The organism is Streptomyces sp. NPDC050560 (genome assembly GCF_044457285.1).
Lineage (GTDB): Bacteria > Actinomycetota > Actinomycetes > Streptomycetales > Streptomycetaceae > Streptomyces.
Genome location: NZ_JBITGT010000011.1, coordinates 122,465 through 137,842 on the forward strand (window position 1 = coordinate 122,465; position 15,378 = coordinate 137,842).

At 75.6% G+C, this 15,378-nt stretch carries 11 protein-coding genes and 1 pseudogene; 7 read left to right on the plus strand and 5 right to left on the minus strand.

Going from position 1 to position 15,378, the window contains the following annotated elements; genetic code table 11:
* Positions 1 to 19 precede the first annotated feature (19 nt).
* Together ACIBIW_RS25410 and ACIBIW_RS25415 are read left to right on the plus strand one after the other, a co-directional pair.
* Positions 20 to 298, plus strand: a pseudogene (locus ACIBIW_RS25410) (alpha-L-arabinofuranosidase C-terminal domain-containing protein); the annotation flags it as partial.
* A gap of 180 nt (positions 299 to 478) precedes the next feature.
* Positions 479 to 1,183: a hypothetical protein gene (locus tag ACIBIW_RS25415; RefSeq protein ID WP_399339329.1), complete on the plus strand. Its 705-nt coding sequence runs from the start codon at positions 479 to 481 to the stop codon at positions 1,181 to 1,183.
* Positions 1,184 to 1,473: 290 nt separating this feature from the next.
* On the opposite strand, the gene ACIBIW_RS25420 is transcribed toward ACIBIW_RS25415, so the two are convergent.
* From ACIBIW_RS25420 to ACIBIW_RS25435, 4 genes are all read right to left on the minus strand, one after another.
* Positions 1,474 to 2,370 carry an SMP-30/gluconolactonase/LRE family protein gene (locus tag ACIBIW_RS25420; RefSeq protein ID WP_399339330.1) on the minus strand — a complete coding sequence of 299 codons (897 nt, stop codon included), beginning with the start codon at positions 2,368 to 2,370 and terminating at the stop codon, positions 1,474 to 1,476.
* Between the two features lie 44 nt (positions 2,371 to 2,414).
* A complete protein-coding gene (locus tag ACIBIW_RS25425) occupies positions 2,415 to 3,185 on the minus strand; it encodes an IclR family transcriptional regulator (protein WP_399339331.1) in 771 nt (256 codons plus the stop codon).
* 252 nt (positions 3,186 to 3,437) lie between these two features.
* Positions 3,438 to 3,977, minus strand: coding sequence for a hypothetical protein (locus tag ACIBIW_RS25430; RefSeq protein WP_399339484.1), 540 nt, complete (start codon positions 3,975 to 3,977; stop codon positions 3,438 to 3,440).
* A 55-nt stretch (positions 3,978 to 4,032) separates the two neighbouring features.
* Positions 4,033 to 4,875: a RimK family alpha-L-glutamate ligase gene (locus ACIBIW_RS25435; protein ID WP_399339485.1), complete on the minus strand. Its 843-nt coding sequence runs from the start codon at positions 4,873 to 4,875 to the stop codon at positions 4,033 to 4,035.
* A gap of 312 nt (positions 4,876 to 5,187) precedes the next feature.
* On the opposite strand from ACIBIW_RS25435, the gene ACIBIW_RS25440 reads away from it, so the two are divergent.
* From ACIBIW_RS25440 to ACIBIW_RS25460, 5 genes are all read left to right on the plus strand, one after another.
* Complete coding sequence (locus tag ACIBIW_RS25440; protein ID WP_399339332.1) at positions 5,188 to 6,666, plus strand: acyl-CoA synthetase; 1,479 nt, start codon at positions 5,188 to 5,190, stop codon at positions 6,664 to 6,666.
* A gap of 205 nt (positions 6,667 to 6,871) precedes the next feature.
* Positions 6,872 to 7,216 carry a CU044_2847 family protein gene (locus tag ACIBIW_RS25445; RefSeq protein WP_399339333.1) on the plus strand — a complete coding sequence of 115 codons (345 nt, stop codon included), beginning with the start codon at positions 6,872 to 6,874 and terminating at the stop codon, positions 7,214 to 7,216.
* The gene (locus tag ACIBIW_RS25450; RefSeq protein WP_399339334.1) at positions 7,213 to 8,937 is read left to right on the plus strand and encodes a trypsin-like peptidase domain-containing protein; all 1,725 of its coding nucleotides are present in this window, start codon (positions 7,213 to 7,215) and stop codon (positions 8,935 to 8,937) included. The genes ACIBIW_RS25445 and ACIBIW_RS25450 overlap by 4 nt, the downstream gene beginning before the upstream one ends.
* 84 nt (positions 8,938 to 9,021) lie before the next feature.
* Entirely contained in the window at positions 9,022 to 10,041 is a 1,020-nt protein-coding gene (locus ACIBIW_RS25455; RefSeq protein ID WP_399339335.1) for an AAA family ATPase, read from the plus strand.
* Positions 10,041 to 14,033, plus strand: a complete 3,993-nt coding sequence (locus tag ACIBIW_RS25460; RefSeq protein WP_399339336.1) for an SAV_2336 N-terminal domain-related protein — start codon at positions 10,041 to 10,043, stop codon at positions 14,031 to 14,033. The genes ACIBIW_RS25455 and ACIBIW_RS25460 overlap by 1 nt, the downstream gene beginning before the upstream one ends.
* 7 nt (positions 14,034 to 14,040) lie before the next feature.
* Here the strand turns inward: ACIBIW_RS25460 and ACIBIW_RS25465 are convergent, their stop codons facing one another.
* A complete protein-coding gene (locus ACIBIW_RS25465; protein WP_399339486.1) occupies positions 14,041 to 15,264 on the minus strand; it encodes an MFS transporter in 1,224 nt (407 codons plus the stop codon).
* Positions 15,265 to 15,378 lie beyond the last annotated feature (114 nt).

A 15,378-nucleotide genomic window follows, 5' to 3' on the forward strand; every position in this document is an offset into this window, starting at 1 on the left:
TCGCGCCGGTAACGCCTGCTCGGTCACCGACGCCGTGGTCGTCGGCTCCCTGCTGATCGCGCTGCTGCGGCACGCGGACCGGGTGCGCATCGTCTGCCTCGCCCAGGCCGCGGCGTACGGCAGGGGCGAGGTGCTGCACGTATGGGTGGACTCGCCGACGTACACCACCCGGCGCCACGGCGAGGTGCCGCTGCTGCACGCGACGGCGGTACGGGCCGCGGACGGCTCGCTGACGGTGTTCGCGGTCAACCGCGGGCGGCGGGCCCCGCTGCCCCTGGAACTCACTGCGGGCGGTGTCGGGTGACCGCCGCCGGGCGGCCGTGCCCCGGTGGATTGAACCGGTCGCGGGGGACGGCACGTTGTGGCGCCGACGGCCCGGTGGAGTCCCCCGGCGGAAGTCGACCGGCTGTCGGCCGACGGCACTCCAGTCATTGGAGTGGGAAGGTCCGGTTCCCGGGACGAGGAAGGGTAAAGGCCCATGCCGGAAGAACACACCCCGCAGCAGTCTTCCCGAAATGCCGTCGAGAGGGTGGTGTGGAGAGTTCGAGCGGCGGCGGAAGGCTCGCTCAATAATGCCCGCGCGAAAGCGCTGAAAAAGGAAGTTGACGCGCAACGGCAGCGGATAGGCAGCGCCCTGAAGGACCTGGGCAGGGCCGACGCATTCGCCCAGGAGGGGCGCGACCGCAAGCCGGCCGGGGCACCGGAGACGGAGACCGGTCTGATGCGGGACCAGGCACAGCAGGACCGGCATCATCAGGACGAATACTGGAAAACGCTCGAAACGGCGCGCAAGCACGGCGGCAAGCGCCGGAGGGACTGGGACGACAAGGATTCCGCACAGGTTCAGGCGCTGCTCGACGGCACCGCGCCACTGTGGGGAACCAAGGTCGAGTGGGTGTCGGAGAAGGAGCTGGGAAAGTTCGTCCCCGCCATGGCGCTGCGGGATCTCGCATCGAGGACCGCGGCCGACGGGGCACGGCCGGCAGCCGCGGACGAGTCCGCCGCCCGGGAGAACCGGGGCCCCGATGGGCCTTCCGTCGCCGAGACCGCCGCGATGCCCCTCACAGGGGGCGGGCGCACCAGCAAGGAGAAGCCCACGGACGTTCCCCTGCCCGGTCACGGGCCGCACCAGGGCAGCCAGGGGCAGGGGCAACGGCGCGGGCGGGCGCCTCGTGCCCGCTGACATCCCCGCTTCACGCGGGCGCCCTCCGGCGCCCGCCGGGCCGGGCCACCGGCCGCCCCCCTCCCAAGGCCCGCGCGGCGTCGCGCGCGCCGGTCGTCCCGGCCACTAGGCCCAGCGTGACCGGCCGGAGCGCGCGGCAGGCCGTGGGAGGAAGCGGGGGGCTGCCGGTTCCGATCCGCCTCCGGGAGGCGGATCGTACGTGGATACGAGCGCGGGCCCCGTGGTGTTCAACGGGCCCTGCGGTTGGCGAAGTTCTTTTCCGTCGGCTTGAAATGGACGGTGACGCGCGGTCAGCCGGCGAACGCGGGCTGTGCCACCCCCTGCCCGGCCCCCGGCACCACCAGCAGCGACCCGGCGAGCGGGTGCGGCGCGGCAAGGCCGACGCGCGCGCTGGTGATGTACAGGTCGCGCAGGCCGGCGCCGCCGAAGGCGCAGGCGGTGGGGCGGCTCACGGGCAGTTCGACGACGCGGTCGAGGCGGCCGTCGGGGGTGTAGCGGCGCACCGCACCGCCGTCCCAGAGCGCGACCCACACGGCGCCTTCGGCGTCGACGGTGAGCCCGTCCGGGAAGCCCGCGCCCGGCTCGACGGTGGCGAAGGGCCGCCACGGCGAGACATGGCCCTCGTCCGCGGGGCGGGTGTCCGCGACGCACACGGTGCCCGTGGGGGTGTCCGCGTGGTAGACGAGGGTGCCGTCGGGGCTCCAGCCGACGCCATTGCTGACGGTGACCTCGGGGCGGATGACGGCGGTGGCGCCGTCGGGCGCGAGCCGCACCAGGCTGCCGCCGCCCGGCTTCTCGTCGTAGTGCATGGTGCCGGCCCACAGCGACCCGTCGGGGGCGACGGCGGCGTCGTTGCCGCGGCGGCCGGGGACGGGCTCGTGGAGCAGCCAGCGGAAGCCGGAGCCGTCGGGCCCGTAGGCGGCGACGCCGTCGCGGAGGTTGACGACGAGGCCGCCGCCGGTGCGCGGCTTGGCGGCGCCCACGTGCTGCTCGGTGGTGAGGACCGTGCGGTGCCCGGTGGCGGGGTCGTAGCCGTGCACCCGGGAGCCGAGGATGTCGACCCAGAGGAGCCGGCCCGCGGCGGCGTCCCAGGTGGGCCCCTCGCCGAGGGTGGCGGGGCCGCGCACGGCGACCTCGGGCGAGGTGAGCCTGACGGTGGTGGGGGGCGGGGTGGCTGCGCTGCTCATGACGTGGCCGTTCCTCCGGGTGCGTGGCCGGTGCTGACGTGGCCCTACTCTGCCCGGTGCCCGAGGCGTTCGGACAGTTCCACGGCGCCCTTGGCGGCGAGTCCCCCCAGTTCGGCGCCGCGCTCTTCGTTCCAGCGGACCACGGGCACCGAGATGGACAGCGCGGCGACGACCTGCCCCGAGCGGTCCCTGACGGGCGCCGCGACACAGCACACGTCGGAGTTGGACTCCCGGCTCTCGAAGGCGACGCCGCGCTCCCTGATCCGCTCCAGCTCCCGCCTGAGGACCTCGGGCCGGGTGATGCTGCCCGGGGTCATGGCGACCAGCTCGGTGCCCTCGGGGACCCGGGCGGCCAGCTCGGCCTCCGGCAGCGAGGCCAGCAGCATCTTGCCGACGGAGGTGCAGTGGGCGGGGAGCCTGCGGCCCGCGGCGGAGACCATCCGCACGGCGTGGGTGGAGTCGACCTTGGCGATGTAGATGACGTCGCGGCCCTCAAGTATCGCCACGTGCACGGTCTCGTCGCAGGTCTCGGCGACGGAGCGGGCGACCTGCTGACCCTCGGCGGCGAGGTCGAGGTGTTCCGCGTAGCGGCTGCCGAGCTGGTACGGGCGCACCCCGAGCCGGTAGCGGCCCGGGCTGCCGGGCACCGGGGTGAGGTAGGAGCGGGCGACCAGGGTGGTGACCAGCTCGTGCACGGTGGTGCGGGGGAGTTGGAGCGCCCGTACGATCTCGGGCGCCGAGCGGGTGCCGTCGCCGTCGAGGAAGAGTTCGAGGATGTCGAGCGCCCTGGTCACTGCCGGAACGAGCCGTCCCACCGCGGGCCCCCCTTCTTGCGTAGTGCGTACTGTCGACATGACGCGGGTGGATATGGGTGTGTCCTGTGGTGGACCCGGCGGTCGCGGGGTGGGGTTGGCCGGTTTGCGCGGGTGCCGGGGGGGCCGGTGGGACCCCTCCGGCACTGGTTCGATATACCAACTGCCGATCGGAATAACGAACAAAGCTTAGAGGGGGCGCGGAGCAGGGGCAATGGGCTCGTGTGCGGGGGCGCCGTGCCGCCGGGGGGCGCCTCAGCGCGGCGGTGCCTCCGCCGCCTCCCCCACGCCCTGGAGCAGCCCCCAGGTGAAGTCGGCCACATGGCGCCGGGCGGGGGCGCCCGGCTCGGGCGGCGCCGTGAACGCGAGGCGCCAGCGGGTGGGTGCCGAGCCCTCCAGGGGCGTCGCGGGGGCGAAGGCGCGGGCCACCTCGTCCACCGTGCAGGACCAGGGGCGCAACTGCGCCGTGGCGGTGGGCTTCGGCGAGGGGTGTCCTGGGGCGCGTACCAGCCACTCGTTCCATACGGCGCCGTTGGGCGCGGTCAGCACCTCGAAGCGGAGGTCGGGCCAGAGCGGGACGGGCCACAGCAGCGCCTCGCAGTCCAGGTCGCCGATCCGCCGGGGCGCCGTCGCCTCGGGCGGCCCGAGGACGGAGCGGTAGCGGCCGGTGCCGGGGCGGGCGCGCGGCGAGCGTGCCATGGCCTGCCAGCGGCGGTTGGCGTCGCGCATGTCGGCGGTCGAGACGCCGAGTTCGGCGCGGGCGTCGGCCACCAGGTCCGGCTGGTGGTCGGCCATGCGGCGCAGCAGGACGAGCTGGAAGTCGAGCGGGGTCAGCGGGGCGTTCACCAGGTCATCGTGCGGCGTCGGGGGCCTCGGCGGCAAAGGCGGCGACCACGAGGTGCCGCGCCACCGCCGACAGGGACTCGGGGCGTATATGGAGGAACAGGTTGGGCTCGATGAGTTCCAGCTCCATCACCCGGGGCGCCCCGTCGTCGCCGTCGACGAGGTCCACGCGCGCGTAGAGCAGCGGTCCCGCGGCGTCGGGCACCGCGGCGAGCGCGGTCCTGGCGGCGGCGAGTTCGGCGGGAGTGGGCTCCCAGGGGGTGAGTCCTGGGTGGGAGACCTTGCGGTCGTCGTAGGGCACACCGGGGGCGAGTACCGCGCCCTTGCGTACGGCGTGCAGCGGCGCGGAGCCGAGGTGGACGAGGGCGCGCTCGCCGGTCCTGTCGACCCCGCTCTGGTAGGGCTGCACCAGGGCGGTGAGGCCGCGCTCGTGGAGGGCGGCGAGGTGGGCGGCGGCGGCCGGGTCGCCCGGCTGGTGCCGTGCGGCGAGCCTGCCGCCCGCGCCCCTGGTGGGCTTGATGACGAACTCCCGGTCGGCGGGCAGCGCCCCGGGGCCGCCCTCGCCCGGCGGCAGATAGCGGGTCTCGACGACCGGGACCCCGGCCGCCGCCAGGTCGCCCAGGTAGCTCTTGTCGGCGTTCCAGCGCAGTACGCCCGGCGGGTTGGCGAGCACGGTGAGCGCGGCGCAGCGCTCGGCCCACGCCAGGAAGGCGTCGGTGCGCCAGGTGTAGTCCCAGGTGGAGCGGATGACGGCGAGGTCGTACGAGGCCCAGTCGGCCTGCGGGTCGTCCCAGGGCACGGCGGTGGCGTCGGCGCCCGCCGAGCGGACCGCGGCGAGCAGCGCGGGCATGTCGGGGTCCTCCTTGGTCCGCGGCCCGACATGGCAGGTGACGAGGGCGATCCTGGGACGGGCGGGCGGCACGGAGGGCTCCGGGGGGGTGTCGGGGGCAGGGGCCGCCCGCACCGTAACAACCGCGGCCGCCGTACGGCTGTGACCCCCGCCTCCACCGGAGCAGACCGGACAGGAGGGCGGAAAAACGCGAAACAGCGCGATATGTCATACAACGCCGCCGATCCCCCAAGCCCTGCGCCCCCTGTGCGCCCGTTGGTTTTCCCCGGAATCGGCGACCCAGCTCCGCCCGGGGCACCGGAATGCGGCAGGATGCCCACCGTGACGTCGAAGACGAGCCCCCTGTTCCCGGCGTTGGTGGCCGCGCCGCCTCGCCCCGCCCTCCGTTTCGGCGACCGCGAGGTCAGCTACGCGGGCCTGCGCGCCGCCACCGCCGACCTCTCGGCGCGGCTCGCCGGTGCCGACCGGGTCGCCGTGTGGGCCACCCCGACCCTGGAGACCGCCGTGGGCGTGGTCGGGGCGCTGCTCGCGGGGGTCACCGTCGTACCGCTGAACCCGAGATCGGGCGCGGCCGAGCTGACCCACATCGTGTCGGACAGCGAACCGGCGCTGCTGCTCGCGGCCGAGGACGACGAGCTGCCCCCGGCGCTCGACGGCCTGCCGCGCACCGCCATCGACGTCCCCGGCGAGGACCCGGCCTCGGTGCCGGCGCCGCCGCTGCCCGAGCCGCCCGCCTCGGTACCGGCGTTCATCGTCTACACCTCCGGCACCACGGGGCCGCCCAAGGGCGTGCTGATCCCGCGCGGCGCGGTCGCCGCGACGCTGGACGCGCTGGCCGAGGTGTGGGGCTGGACCGGCAACGACGTACTGGTGCACGGCCTCCCGCTGTTCCATGTGCACGGTCTGATCCTGGGCGTGCTCGGTCCGCTGCGGCACGGCGGCTCCGTGCGGCATCTCGGCAGGTTCAGTACGGAGGGTGTGGCGCGGGAGCTGGCCGACGGCGCCACCATGCTCTTCGGGGTGCCGACGATGTACCACCGCATCGCGGAGGCGCTGCCCTCCGACCCGCAGCTCGCGGCGGCGCTGCGCGGCGCCCGGCTGCTGGTGTCGGGCTCCGCGGCGCTCCCGGTGCACGACCACGAGCGGATCGCCGCGGCCACCGGGCGCAGCGTGGTGGAGCGCTACGGCATGACGGAGACGCTGATGAACACCAGCGTGGTGCCGGGCGGCGCGCCCTGCCCCGGCAGTGTGGGGCCGCCGCTGCCCGGGGTGGAGCTGCGGGTGGTGGACGACGCGGGCGAGGAGATCCCGGCGGGCTCGGGCGCCGACGCGGTGGGCGAGATCCAGGTCCGCGGCCCCAACCTGTTCACCGGTTACCTCAACCGCCCCGACGCCACAGGGGAGGCGTTCGCCGAGGGCGGCTGGTTCCGCACCGGGGACATGGCGCTGCGGGACGCGGACGGCTCGGTGCGGATCGTGGGCCGCAAGGCCACCGACCTGATCAAGAGCGGCGGTTTCAAGATCGGGGCGGGGGAGATCGAGAACGCGCTGCTCGAACACCCGGGGGTGCGGGAGGCCGCGGTGACCGGGGAGCCCGACGACGACCTCGGGGAGCGTGTGGTGGCGTGGATCGTGCCCGCGGCGGCGGACGCGCCGCCCGGCACCGAGGAGTTGGCGGCGCATGTCGCGGCCCGGCTCGCGCCGCACAAGCGGCCCCGGGTGGTGCGCTACCTCCCGGCACTGCCGAGGAACGACATGGGCAAGATCATGAAACGCTCCCTCTCCGCCTGATCCCTCTCCGCCTGATCCGTCTTCCCCTGATCTGTCTCCGCCTTTTCGGTCGGGACCCCGCGCGGGGGGCCGCGCCTCCCCGCGGTGCGGCCGTGTCCGAATACGTACCACGGGCGGCGCGCCCCGCCGGGGCCCCGGATGACAGCGGCGGGGCGCTCGGGAACAATGCGGGTGTCCACGGGGGACGAGCGGCGCAGGGGGATTCGTGGCGGAGCTGGTCGAGTTCGAGACCGACGACGGTGCACAGGTGATCGTCGAGATGCCGGAGGCGCCGCGTGGCTCCCGCCCGGTGTCCCGTAATCCGCGCACCGGGATGACCACCGCGGCCCGTACGTTCGAGGACTCCCTCGACGGGGCACGCAGGGCGGCGGAGGCGGCGCTGCGGGTGTTTCGCGACGGGCCGCTCACGCCGGACTCCGTGGAGATCGAGTTCGGTGTGAAGCTCACCGCGGAGACCGGCGCGGTCCTGGTGAAGGGCTCGGCAGAGGGCCATCTCGTGGTGAAGCTGGCGTGGTCGCCCAGGGCGGCGGGAGCCGCCGACCCCTCATGACGCCTCGTCAGGCCGCCTGGCAGGCCCGGGTGGAGTGCGGCCGCGAGGTCGGCGCCGGGCTGCTGGTGTCGGGGCGGCACGTCGTGACCTGCGCGCATGTCGTCCAGCACGCCGCGAACGAGCCGGTGTACGTGGAGTTTCCGCTCGTCGGCGGCCTCGAAGGTCTCTCGGCGCGCGTGGTGTGCGGCGGCGGCTGGACGGCGGGCGGCGACCGCGGCGACATCGCCGTGCTCGAACTCCCCGCCGACGTGCCGCAGGACCCGGTGGAGTTCGCGCCGCCGGGCGCGGGCCCTGGACAGCGGCTGCTGGTGTACGGCTTCCCCGACTGCTACGACGACGGCATCATCGCCGAGTACCGCACCACGGGCGGCCCGCTCATCGCGGGCGAGTGGGAGCAGTTGGAGGCGTACCGGGGCCACGGGCAGCCGCTCGCACCGGGGTTCAGCGGGGCGGCGGTGGTGCTCGCGGACAGCGGGCGCGCGGTGGGCATGGTCACCGAGGCCGACGAGGCGGTGCGCAACGGCCGGATGCTGCCGGCGGCCGTGATGGCGCGCTACTGGCCCGAGCTGGGTGACCTGGTGCCCACCGAGGGCCATGGGCGGGTCGAGCGGCGGGAGTTGCGCCGGCTCGTGGAGCGCGCGGAGGCCGCCGGGGTCGGGTGCGGGCCCGCGCAGCTCTTCGCGCGGGCGGTGGACCCGGTGACCGGGCCCGCGCTGCCGCCGGGCGGCTTCCGCTCGCTGGCGGCGGTGGCCTGGTACGTCCTCGCGGAGGTCGACGACCCGGCGGCGCCCGCCCGGCTGACCAGGCACCTCGCGGAACAGCTCGGCGGCCGGGAGCACGACGCGCTGCGCAGGCGACTGCGGCGCTGGGCCGGACCCGGGGCACCGCCCGACGCCGCCGCGCCGCGGGCGCCGGGCGACTGGTCGCCGATCGTGGTGGAGCTGACGCCGAGCGGCGAGGGGCCGCGGTGGCAGCGGGTCGCGGTGTCCGCGTACCGGGACGGGCAGCGGCGCCCGGTCGGCGAGGCCACCCTGCCGAGGCGCGAGGCACGGGCGCGCGCCGTGGAGCTGATTGACGAGGCGTTCCACGAACTCCCCTACGGCGCCCGGGTACTGATCTCGTTCGTGCTGCCCACGCAGGCACTGAACGAGCCGGTGGCCGAGTGGCCGCGCGGCGCCGACGACCCCAGCCCGCTCGGCTGCTTCTACCCGCTGGTGGTCATGGACAGGCCGCGCCGCGGCAGCGGCAGCCGCCAGCACGACCTGCGGCGCAAGTGGACGACGCTGGAACCGGGCGCGGGGGCGCCGCTGTTCCGGGTGGCGTGCGGCAGCCGCGAGGACCAGGGCAAGCTGACGGTACGGCTCTCCGGCGAGCGGATGCTGGCGTTCGCGTCCCCGCCGCGCGGCGGCACCGCGCGCACCACGCCGCTGAAGGCCGGGCTCAACGCGTCCGTGCCGGTGATCATGTGGCCGCGCACCGGCTGCGCGGGCGGGCACGACGGCGCGGCCGACTGCGCGGGCAGTACGTTCCTCGACTCGCTCGGGGACTTCGTACACGACCTCAGCCCGACCGAACTCCCGGAGCACATACTGGAGTTGCGCAGGGAGATCATGCTCACCCCGGACCCGGGGAGCCACTGGGCGAAGGATCTCACCCTGCTGTGGGAGGACCCGCGCTGCTTCCCCACCGCTCTCGGGCACGCCGGGTCCCCCGTGGGGTGAGCCGCACCCGCCGCCCCGCCGCGTACCCCGTGTCGCCGTTTCCCCCGCCCACCCCGCAAGCCCAGCGAAGGAGAGCCCCACGCGATGTCCCCGTGGCCCGTCTACACCGGTACGAACGAGCCCCACGACGGCGTGGACCTGCTGCCGCCGCCCCCGCCCTGGCGGGCCTTCGACGGCGGCCCCGCGCTCCCGACCCCGGCGGCGGACGGCGACGCGGCGGCGGTCTCCCCCGACCGGGTGCACAGGGCCCGCACCTACCGCGCCACCCGGGAGGCCGTCGACCTGGTCAACGCCGCACTGTTCCTGCGCCGCCCGCTGCTGGTCACGGGCCCGCCAGGCAGCGGCAAGTCGTCGCTCGCGTACGCGGTCGCACAGGAGCTGCGGCTCGGCCCCGTACTGCGCTGGAACGTCACGAGCCGCGCCACCCTGCACGACGGGCTCTACCAGTACGACCCGCTCTCCCGGCTGTACGCGGCGGGGAAGGCCGCCGCGGGCGACGGCGCCCCGGTACCCGGCGACCAGCTCCAGGACCATCTGCGGCTCGGCCCGCTCGGCACCGCGCTGCTGCCGTACGGGCGGCCGCGGGCGCTGCTCATCGACGAGATCGACAAGAGCGACCTCGACCTGCCGAACGACCTGCTGAACGTGCTGGAGGAGGGCCAGTTCGAGATCCCGGAGCTGGTGCGCGCCGCACGGCACGCCCCGAGCGCCGAGGTGATGGTGGACGGCACCGACGACCGGGTGCCGGTGGACCGCGGCAGGGTGCGCTGCCGCGCGTTCCCCTTCGTGGTGCTGACCAGCAACGGCGAGCGCGAGTTCCCGCCCGCGTTCCTGCGCAGGTGTGTCTCGCTGCGGCTGCGCAGGCCCGGCGGCGACCAGCTCGCCGCGATCGTCAGGGCCCACCTGGGCGAGCCCGACGGCTACGCCGCCTCCCTCATCGAACGCTTCCTCGGCCTCTCCGGCGCGGGCGAACTCGCCACCGACCAGCTCCTCAACGCCCTCTACCTGACCGGCACCGCGGGGCTCGACGCGGAGTCGCGCGACGAACTGGCGGCCCATCTGATGCCGTATCTGAGCAGCGAGCCAGCGGACGACGCGTACTGATGGGCGGACCCGACGGCGGCGAGGGGCGCTCGGGCGCCGGGGACGGCGGCGGTGCGGCCGGGGACGGCGGCGCTGCGGCGGCGGGCGGGCCGCTCGCCCGGCTCGCCGCCGTGCTCGGTGCCGCGTCGGACCACGGCCCGCCAGGCGCCACCGAGCTTGCCGAACTGCTCTGGCTGGCGGGGCAGTTGCCGGGCCCCGCCGCGCCGCCACCGCCCCGGGGCACACCCGGCGCCCGGCACGAGCCGCCACCGGCACCCGAAGCGCCCGCCCCGCACACCCCGCCGCCCGCGCCACCGCCGCCGCGGCGGGACACACCGCCCGCCGCCCAGGACCGGGTACCGCTGCGGCTGCCGGGCGCCGACGACGACACCGCGGGCCCCGCCCACACCTCGCTGCTCGCCCCCGCACCGCCCATGCTGACGCACCCGCTGGCGCTGCAACGGGCGCTGCGCCCGCTCGCCCGCCGGGTGGCCTCGCCGGTCGGGCGCGAGCTGGACGAGGAGGCCACCGCGACCCGTATCGCCAACCTCCAGGCGCCGCCCGGATGGTGGCTGCCGGTGCTGCGGCCCGCGCGGGAGCGCTGGCTGCGGCTGCGGCTCGTCGTCGACACGGGCCCCACCATGCCGGTGTGGCGGCCGCTCGCCCGCGAACTGCACACCGCGCTCGCCCAGTCGGGCGTCTTCCGCACCGTGGAGCCGCTGCGCGCCCTGCCCGACGGCACGGTGCGCGGCCCGCTCGGCACCACCGCGGCCGACGGCCGCACCGTCACCCTGCTGGTCTCGGACTGCATGGGCCCCCAGTGGTGGCACGGGGAGGCCGCCGACCGCTGGTACGCCACCCTGCGCCGCTGGGCGGCCCTGATGCCGCTCGCGGTGGTCCAGCCGCTGCCGGAACGCCTCTGGGCGGGCACCGCGCTGCCCGCCGTGCCGGGGCTGCTCACCGCGCGGGCCCCCGCGGCGCCCACCGCCACGCTCGGCTTCGCCCCGTACGACGAACGCGCCCCGGAACCCGGCTCCGTACCGCTTCCCGTGCTGGAGGCCGCCCCCGGGTGGCTGCGCAACTGGGCGGCGCTGGTGGCCGACCCGGGCGGCGCCCGGCTGCCCGCGGCGGTGGCGGCGCTGCCGCGCGCGGGGTCGCCGGTGCCGGTGGACGCCGCGGACCGCGCCGACCTCACCCGGCTGCCGCCGCGCGAACTCGTCGGCGCCTTCCGGGCGTCGGCGTCCCCCGAGGCGTTCCGCCTCGCCGGGCACCTGGCGCTCGGCGAGCCCCGGCTGCCAGTGATGCGCCTCGTCCAGGCCGCCGTCGAGGCCCGCCCCCGGCCCCAGCACCTCGCGGAGGTGGTGCTCAGCGGGATGCTCACGGCGGTGCCTGGACCCCCGGGCACGTACGCCTTCCGCCCCGGCGTACGCGAACTCCTCCTGCGCTCCCTGCCCCGCACCGGCCGCGAACGCACCACGGCACTGCTCGACCGCGTGGGCGCCCTGATCGACGCCCGTGCGGGGGTGGCGCCCGGGGAGTTCCGGGCGCTGGCACCGTCGGAGGGCGGCGGGCGCACGGCGCCCGGCGGGGAGCCGTTCGCGAGGGTCAGCAGGCAGAGCGTGCGGGAGCTGGGCGGGGGCGGCGGGGCACCGCGGGAGACCGGCGGCAGGACGCCCCCGCTGCTCGGCGGGCGCTACCGCGCCCTGAAACAGCTCACGCCCGGCGGGGCCACGTGGCGCGCCGAGGACCTGGAGACCGGGGACACGGTGCTGCTGCGGGCATGGCGGCCGCAGGGCGGTCTCGGGCGGCAGCGGGCGTTCCGGGAGGTGATGAGGGCGCTGCGGGGCGTGGAGCACCGCAACATCACCCGGGTCCTCGACCACGGCGAGCAGGACGGCATCGCCTACGCCGTGCTGGAGTACCTGGACGGTGTCCGGCTGCACACGATGGCGGCCGTCGTGCGCTACCGGCTCCCCGCGGCCCTGCTGGTGTCGGTCGCCCGGCAGCTCGCGGAGGCCGTCGCCGCCGCGCGCGACGCGGGGGCCCCGCAGCACTTCAACGAGCGGATGGTGCTGCTGCTGCCCGACGGCACGGTGAAGCTGAGCCTGTTCGGGGCCAGCGACAGGCGCGAGCGCCTCGACTACCCGGCGCTCGGGACACTGCTGCGTACCGTCGGGGACGGGCTGCCGCCCCCGGCGCGCACCGTCTTCGACGGACTCGTCGACGACCTCCTCGGCCGGGACGAGGAGCGGCAGCGGACGGCGGTCGAGCGGCTGCGCGCCGGTGCGCTCGACCGGCTCCCGGCCGAAGTCGACGACGGGGGGCTGGAGTTCCGGCTGCTCGACGGGGTGGGCGTACGGCAGCGGCACCCCCGGCGCCGGGACCTGCTGCCCGGCGAGGGCGCCCCGCCCGCCCTGCTGGCGTTCCTGACCGCCCTGCTGCTCAGACAGGGCCGGATGGTGACACTGGAGGAGCTGAGCGCGTTCCACTGGGGCGGCGAACTGCTCAGGGACCAGCAACTCCAGTCCTACGCGCGCGAGTTGCGCCGCGTCATCGGGCCCGGCCGGCTCGCCGCCGCCACCGAGGGCTATGCGCTCCACATCAGCACCGACGACCTGGATGTGCTCAGGTCCGCGTCCCTGGCCCGGGAGGCGGCCGAACTGCGCGCCCGCGGCGACCTCCGCGAGGCGTACGAGACCGTCGGCCAGGCCCTGGCGCTGTGGCGCGGCGAGCCGCTTGCGGGCATCGAGGGCGCGGGCGTGCAGGCGGCCAGAGAGCAGTTGCTCGACACGCAGGCCGACCTCTGCCGTGAGCGCGCGGAACTCGGTCTCGAACTGCGGCTGTTCGTCGAGGTGGCGGCCGAACTGGAGCGCGTCACGGCGCGGTTCCCCGCCGACCGGCACCTCGGGGACTTGCGGCAGACCGCGCTCTGGGAGCTTGAGCCTTACCGTGACCGGCCCTCCCTGGCCGTCCCCGACGCCCCGCACACGCAGTACGCCACGTTCCGTATGACGCTCCCGGGCGCCGACCGCCCGGACGCCTTCGACTGCGTCGTCCAGGCCGAATTCCGCTTGGACGGCCATGTGGAGACGCCCAGGCGCCCACAGGACGTGGGGCGCCGTCTTGAGGTCGAGTTCAGGAGGGCGGCCAGGCGGGCCACCGTCACCCACAGATCGACGAGGCCGCGGGCGGCCGAGGAGGAGTTGCACGAGGCACTGCGGGACTGGGCGCCGCCGGGGGTGCGAGTGCTGCGCGTGCACGCCAGGCTGGAGCGCTCCCCCGTCACGCCCACGCCCCCGAAACCACTGCTCCCGCCCCGCGCCCCCGTACTCCTCGGCTTCGACGGCATCGTCGTCGACCGGGTCTTCTCCAAGGAAGCCTCGATCGCCGCCACCCGGGAGCTGACCCGGCTCGCCTCCGAACTCGTCGACCCCGAGGAGGCGTTGGCGGGGCGGCTGCTTGAGAGCACCCGGGACATGGGAGGACGGAGTGCGCGTCTCGACCCGGTGTCGGTGCTGCGGGCGTTCACGAACCGGCGGATGGCCGTCCCACTCGACCGGCGGCTCGCGGAACTTGAGGCCGACGCGCTGGCCGACGCGCGTCCCGCCACCGGGCTGCGGGAGTTCGCCGAGCGAGTGGCCGCCGACGGACACCGGGTGGGGGTGGTGTCGGACGTGTCGGCGACCGAGATGGTCGAGTTCCTGCGCCGTACCGGCCTGTTCGGGGGCCCGGTCGGCATGGTCGACGGGCGCGCGAGCGACGGGGTCCTGCTGTCCGCCCCCGACTGCCTGCTGAGCGCGGCCCGCAACGCCGACGCCGCCCCCGCCGACTGCGTACTGATCACCGCGAGCGAGACCGAGGCGCAGGCCGCCGGGCTCGCCGGGATGCCCTTCGTCGGCTGCCACCGGTCCGCCTCGGCCCGTAGCCGGCTCGAACGCGCCGGGGCGCTGGCCACCGTGCGGTCCCTGACCGAGATCGGCCCCGCGGAGCCCGGCGCCCCGGAGCCCCGCTGACGCGCCGCTACGCGGTGGGCTGCCGGGAGTCGTACCGTGCGAACCCCCGCCACACGAGCCCCAGCACGGTGACCGCCACCACGCAGGCGATGCCGCCGCCCACCACCGCCACCGTGGGCGAGGTGAGGTCGCCGACGGAGCCCGCGATGAAGTCGCCGAGGCGGGGGCCGCCCGCGACCACGATGACGAAGACGCCCTGGAGGCGGCCGCGCAGCGAGTCGGGGGTGGCGGCCTGGAGCATCGTCGAGCGGAAGACCATGGAGATGGTGTCCATGGAGCCGGCCAGGGCGAGGAAGAGCAGCCCGAGCAGCAGGTTGCGGGTGAGTCCGAAGACGGCGATGGCGGCGCCCCAGCCCGCCACCGCGAGCAGGATCGCGAGCCCGTGCTTGTGGATGCCGCCGAGCCAGCCGGAGAACACGGAGCCGAGCAGCGCGCCCACCGCGGGCGCGGCGACCAGCAGGCCGGTGGTCTTGGCGTCGCCGCCGTACCAGAGGGCGGCGACGGCGGGGAACAGCGCCTTGGGGGATGCCAGGACCATGGCGCACATGTCGGAGAAGAACGTCATGCGGATGTTGGGCCGGGTGGCGAGGAAGCGCAGGCCGTCCAGGACGGACGCCCGTCTGCCGCCGCCCGCGTCGCGGTCGGGCCGCATCGACGGCAGCCGCCACATGGCGTAGAGGGCGGCGGTGAAGGTGACGGCGTCGATGAGGTACGCGGACTGGTAGCCCCACAGGCCGACGACGAGGCCGCCGAGCATCGGGCCGAACATGGTGCCCGAGGTGGTGGTCATGGAGTTGAGCGCGTTGGCGGCGGGGAGCTGTTCCGGCGGCAGCAGCCTCGGGATCATGGAGGTCCTCGCGGGCGCGTTGAGCGCGCCGCACACCGCTTGCAGCGCCACGATCCCGTACAGGAACCAGACCCGGTGGAAGCCCGCGACGGCGGCCGCGGCGAGCGCGATGCTCAGGCCGCACAGGCCCCACGCCGAGTAGAGGCCGAGCTTGCGGCGGTCCACGGTGTCGGCGATGGCGCCGCCGTACAGGCCGAAGACGACGAGCGGGACGAGGGAGCAGAGCCCCACGAGGCCGACGGAGAAGCTGGAGTGGGTGATGTCGTAGACCTGGAGCGAGACCGCGAGCGCGGTCATCGCCTGGCCCATCCAGGAGATGGTGTTGCCGGTCCACAGGCGGCGGAAGTCGGGGGACGTCCGCAGCGGGGTGAGGTCGGCGAGTATGCGTCTGACCGCGGGGGCCGCCGGCTTGCCCGGCGCGGCGGGCTCGGCCCGCCCGGAGTCGGCGGGCCCTGAGCCGGCAGGCTCGGTGCCCGGGGGTGAGGGGGTGTCGGCGGC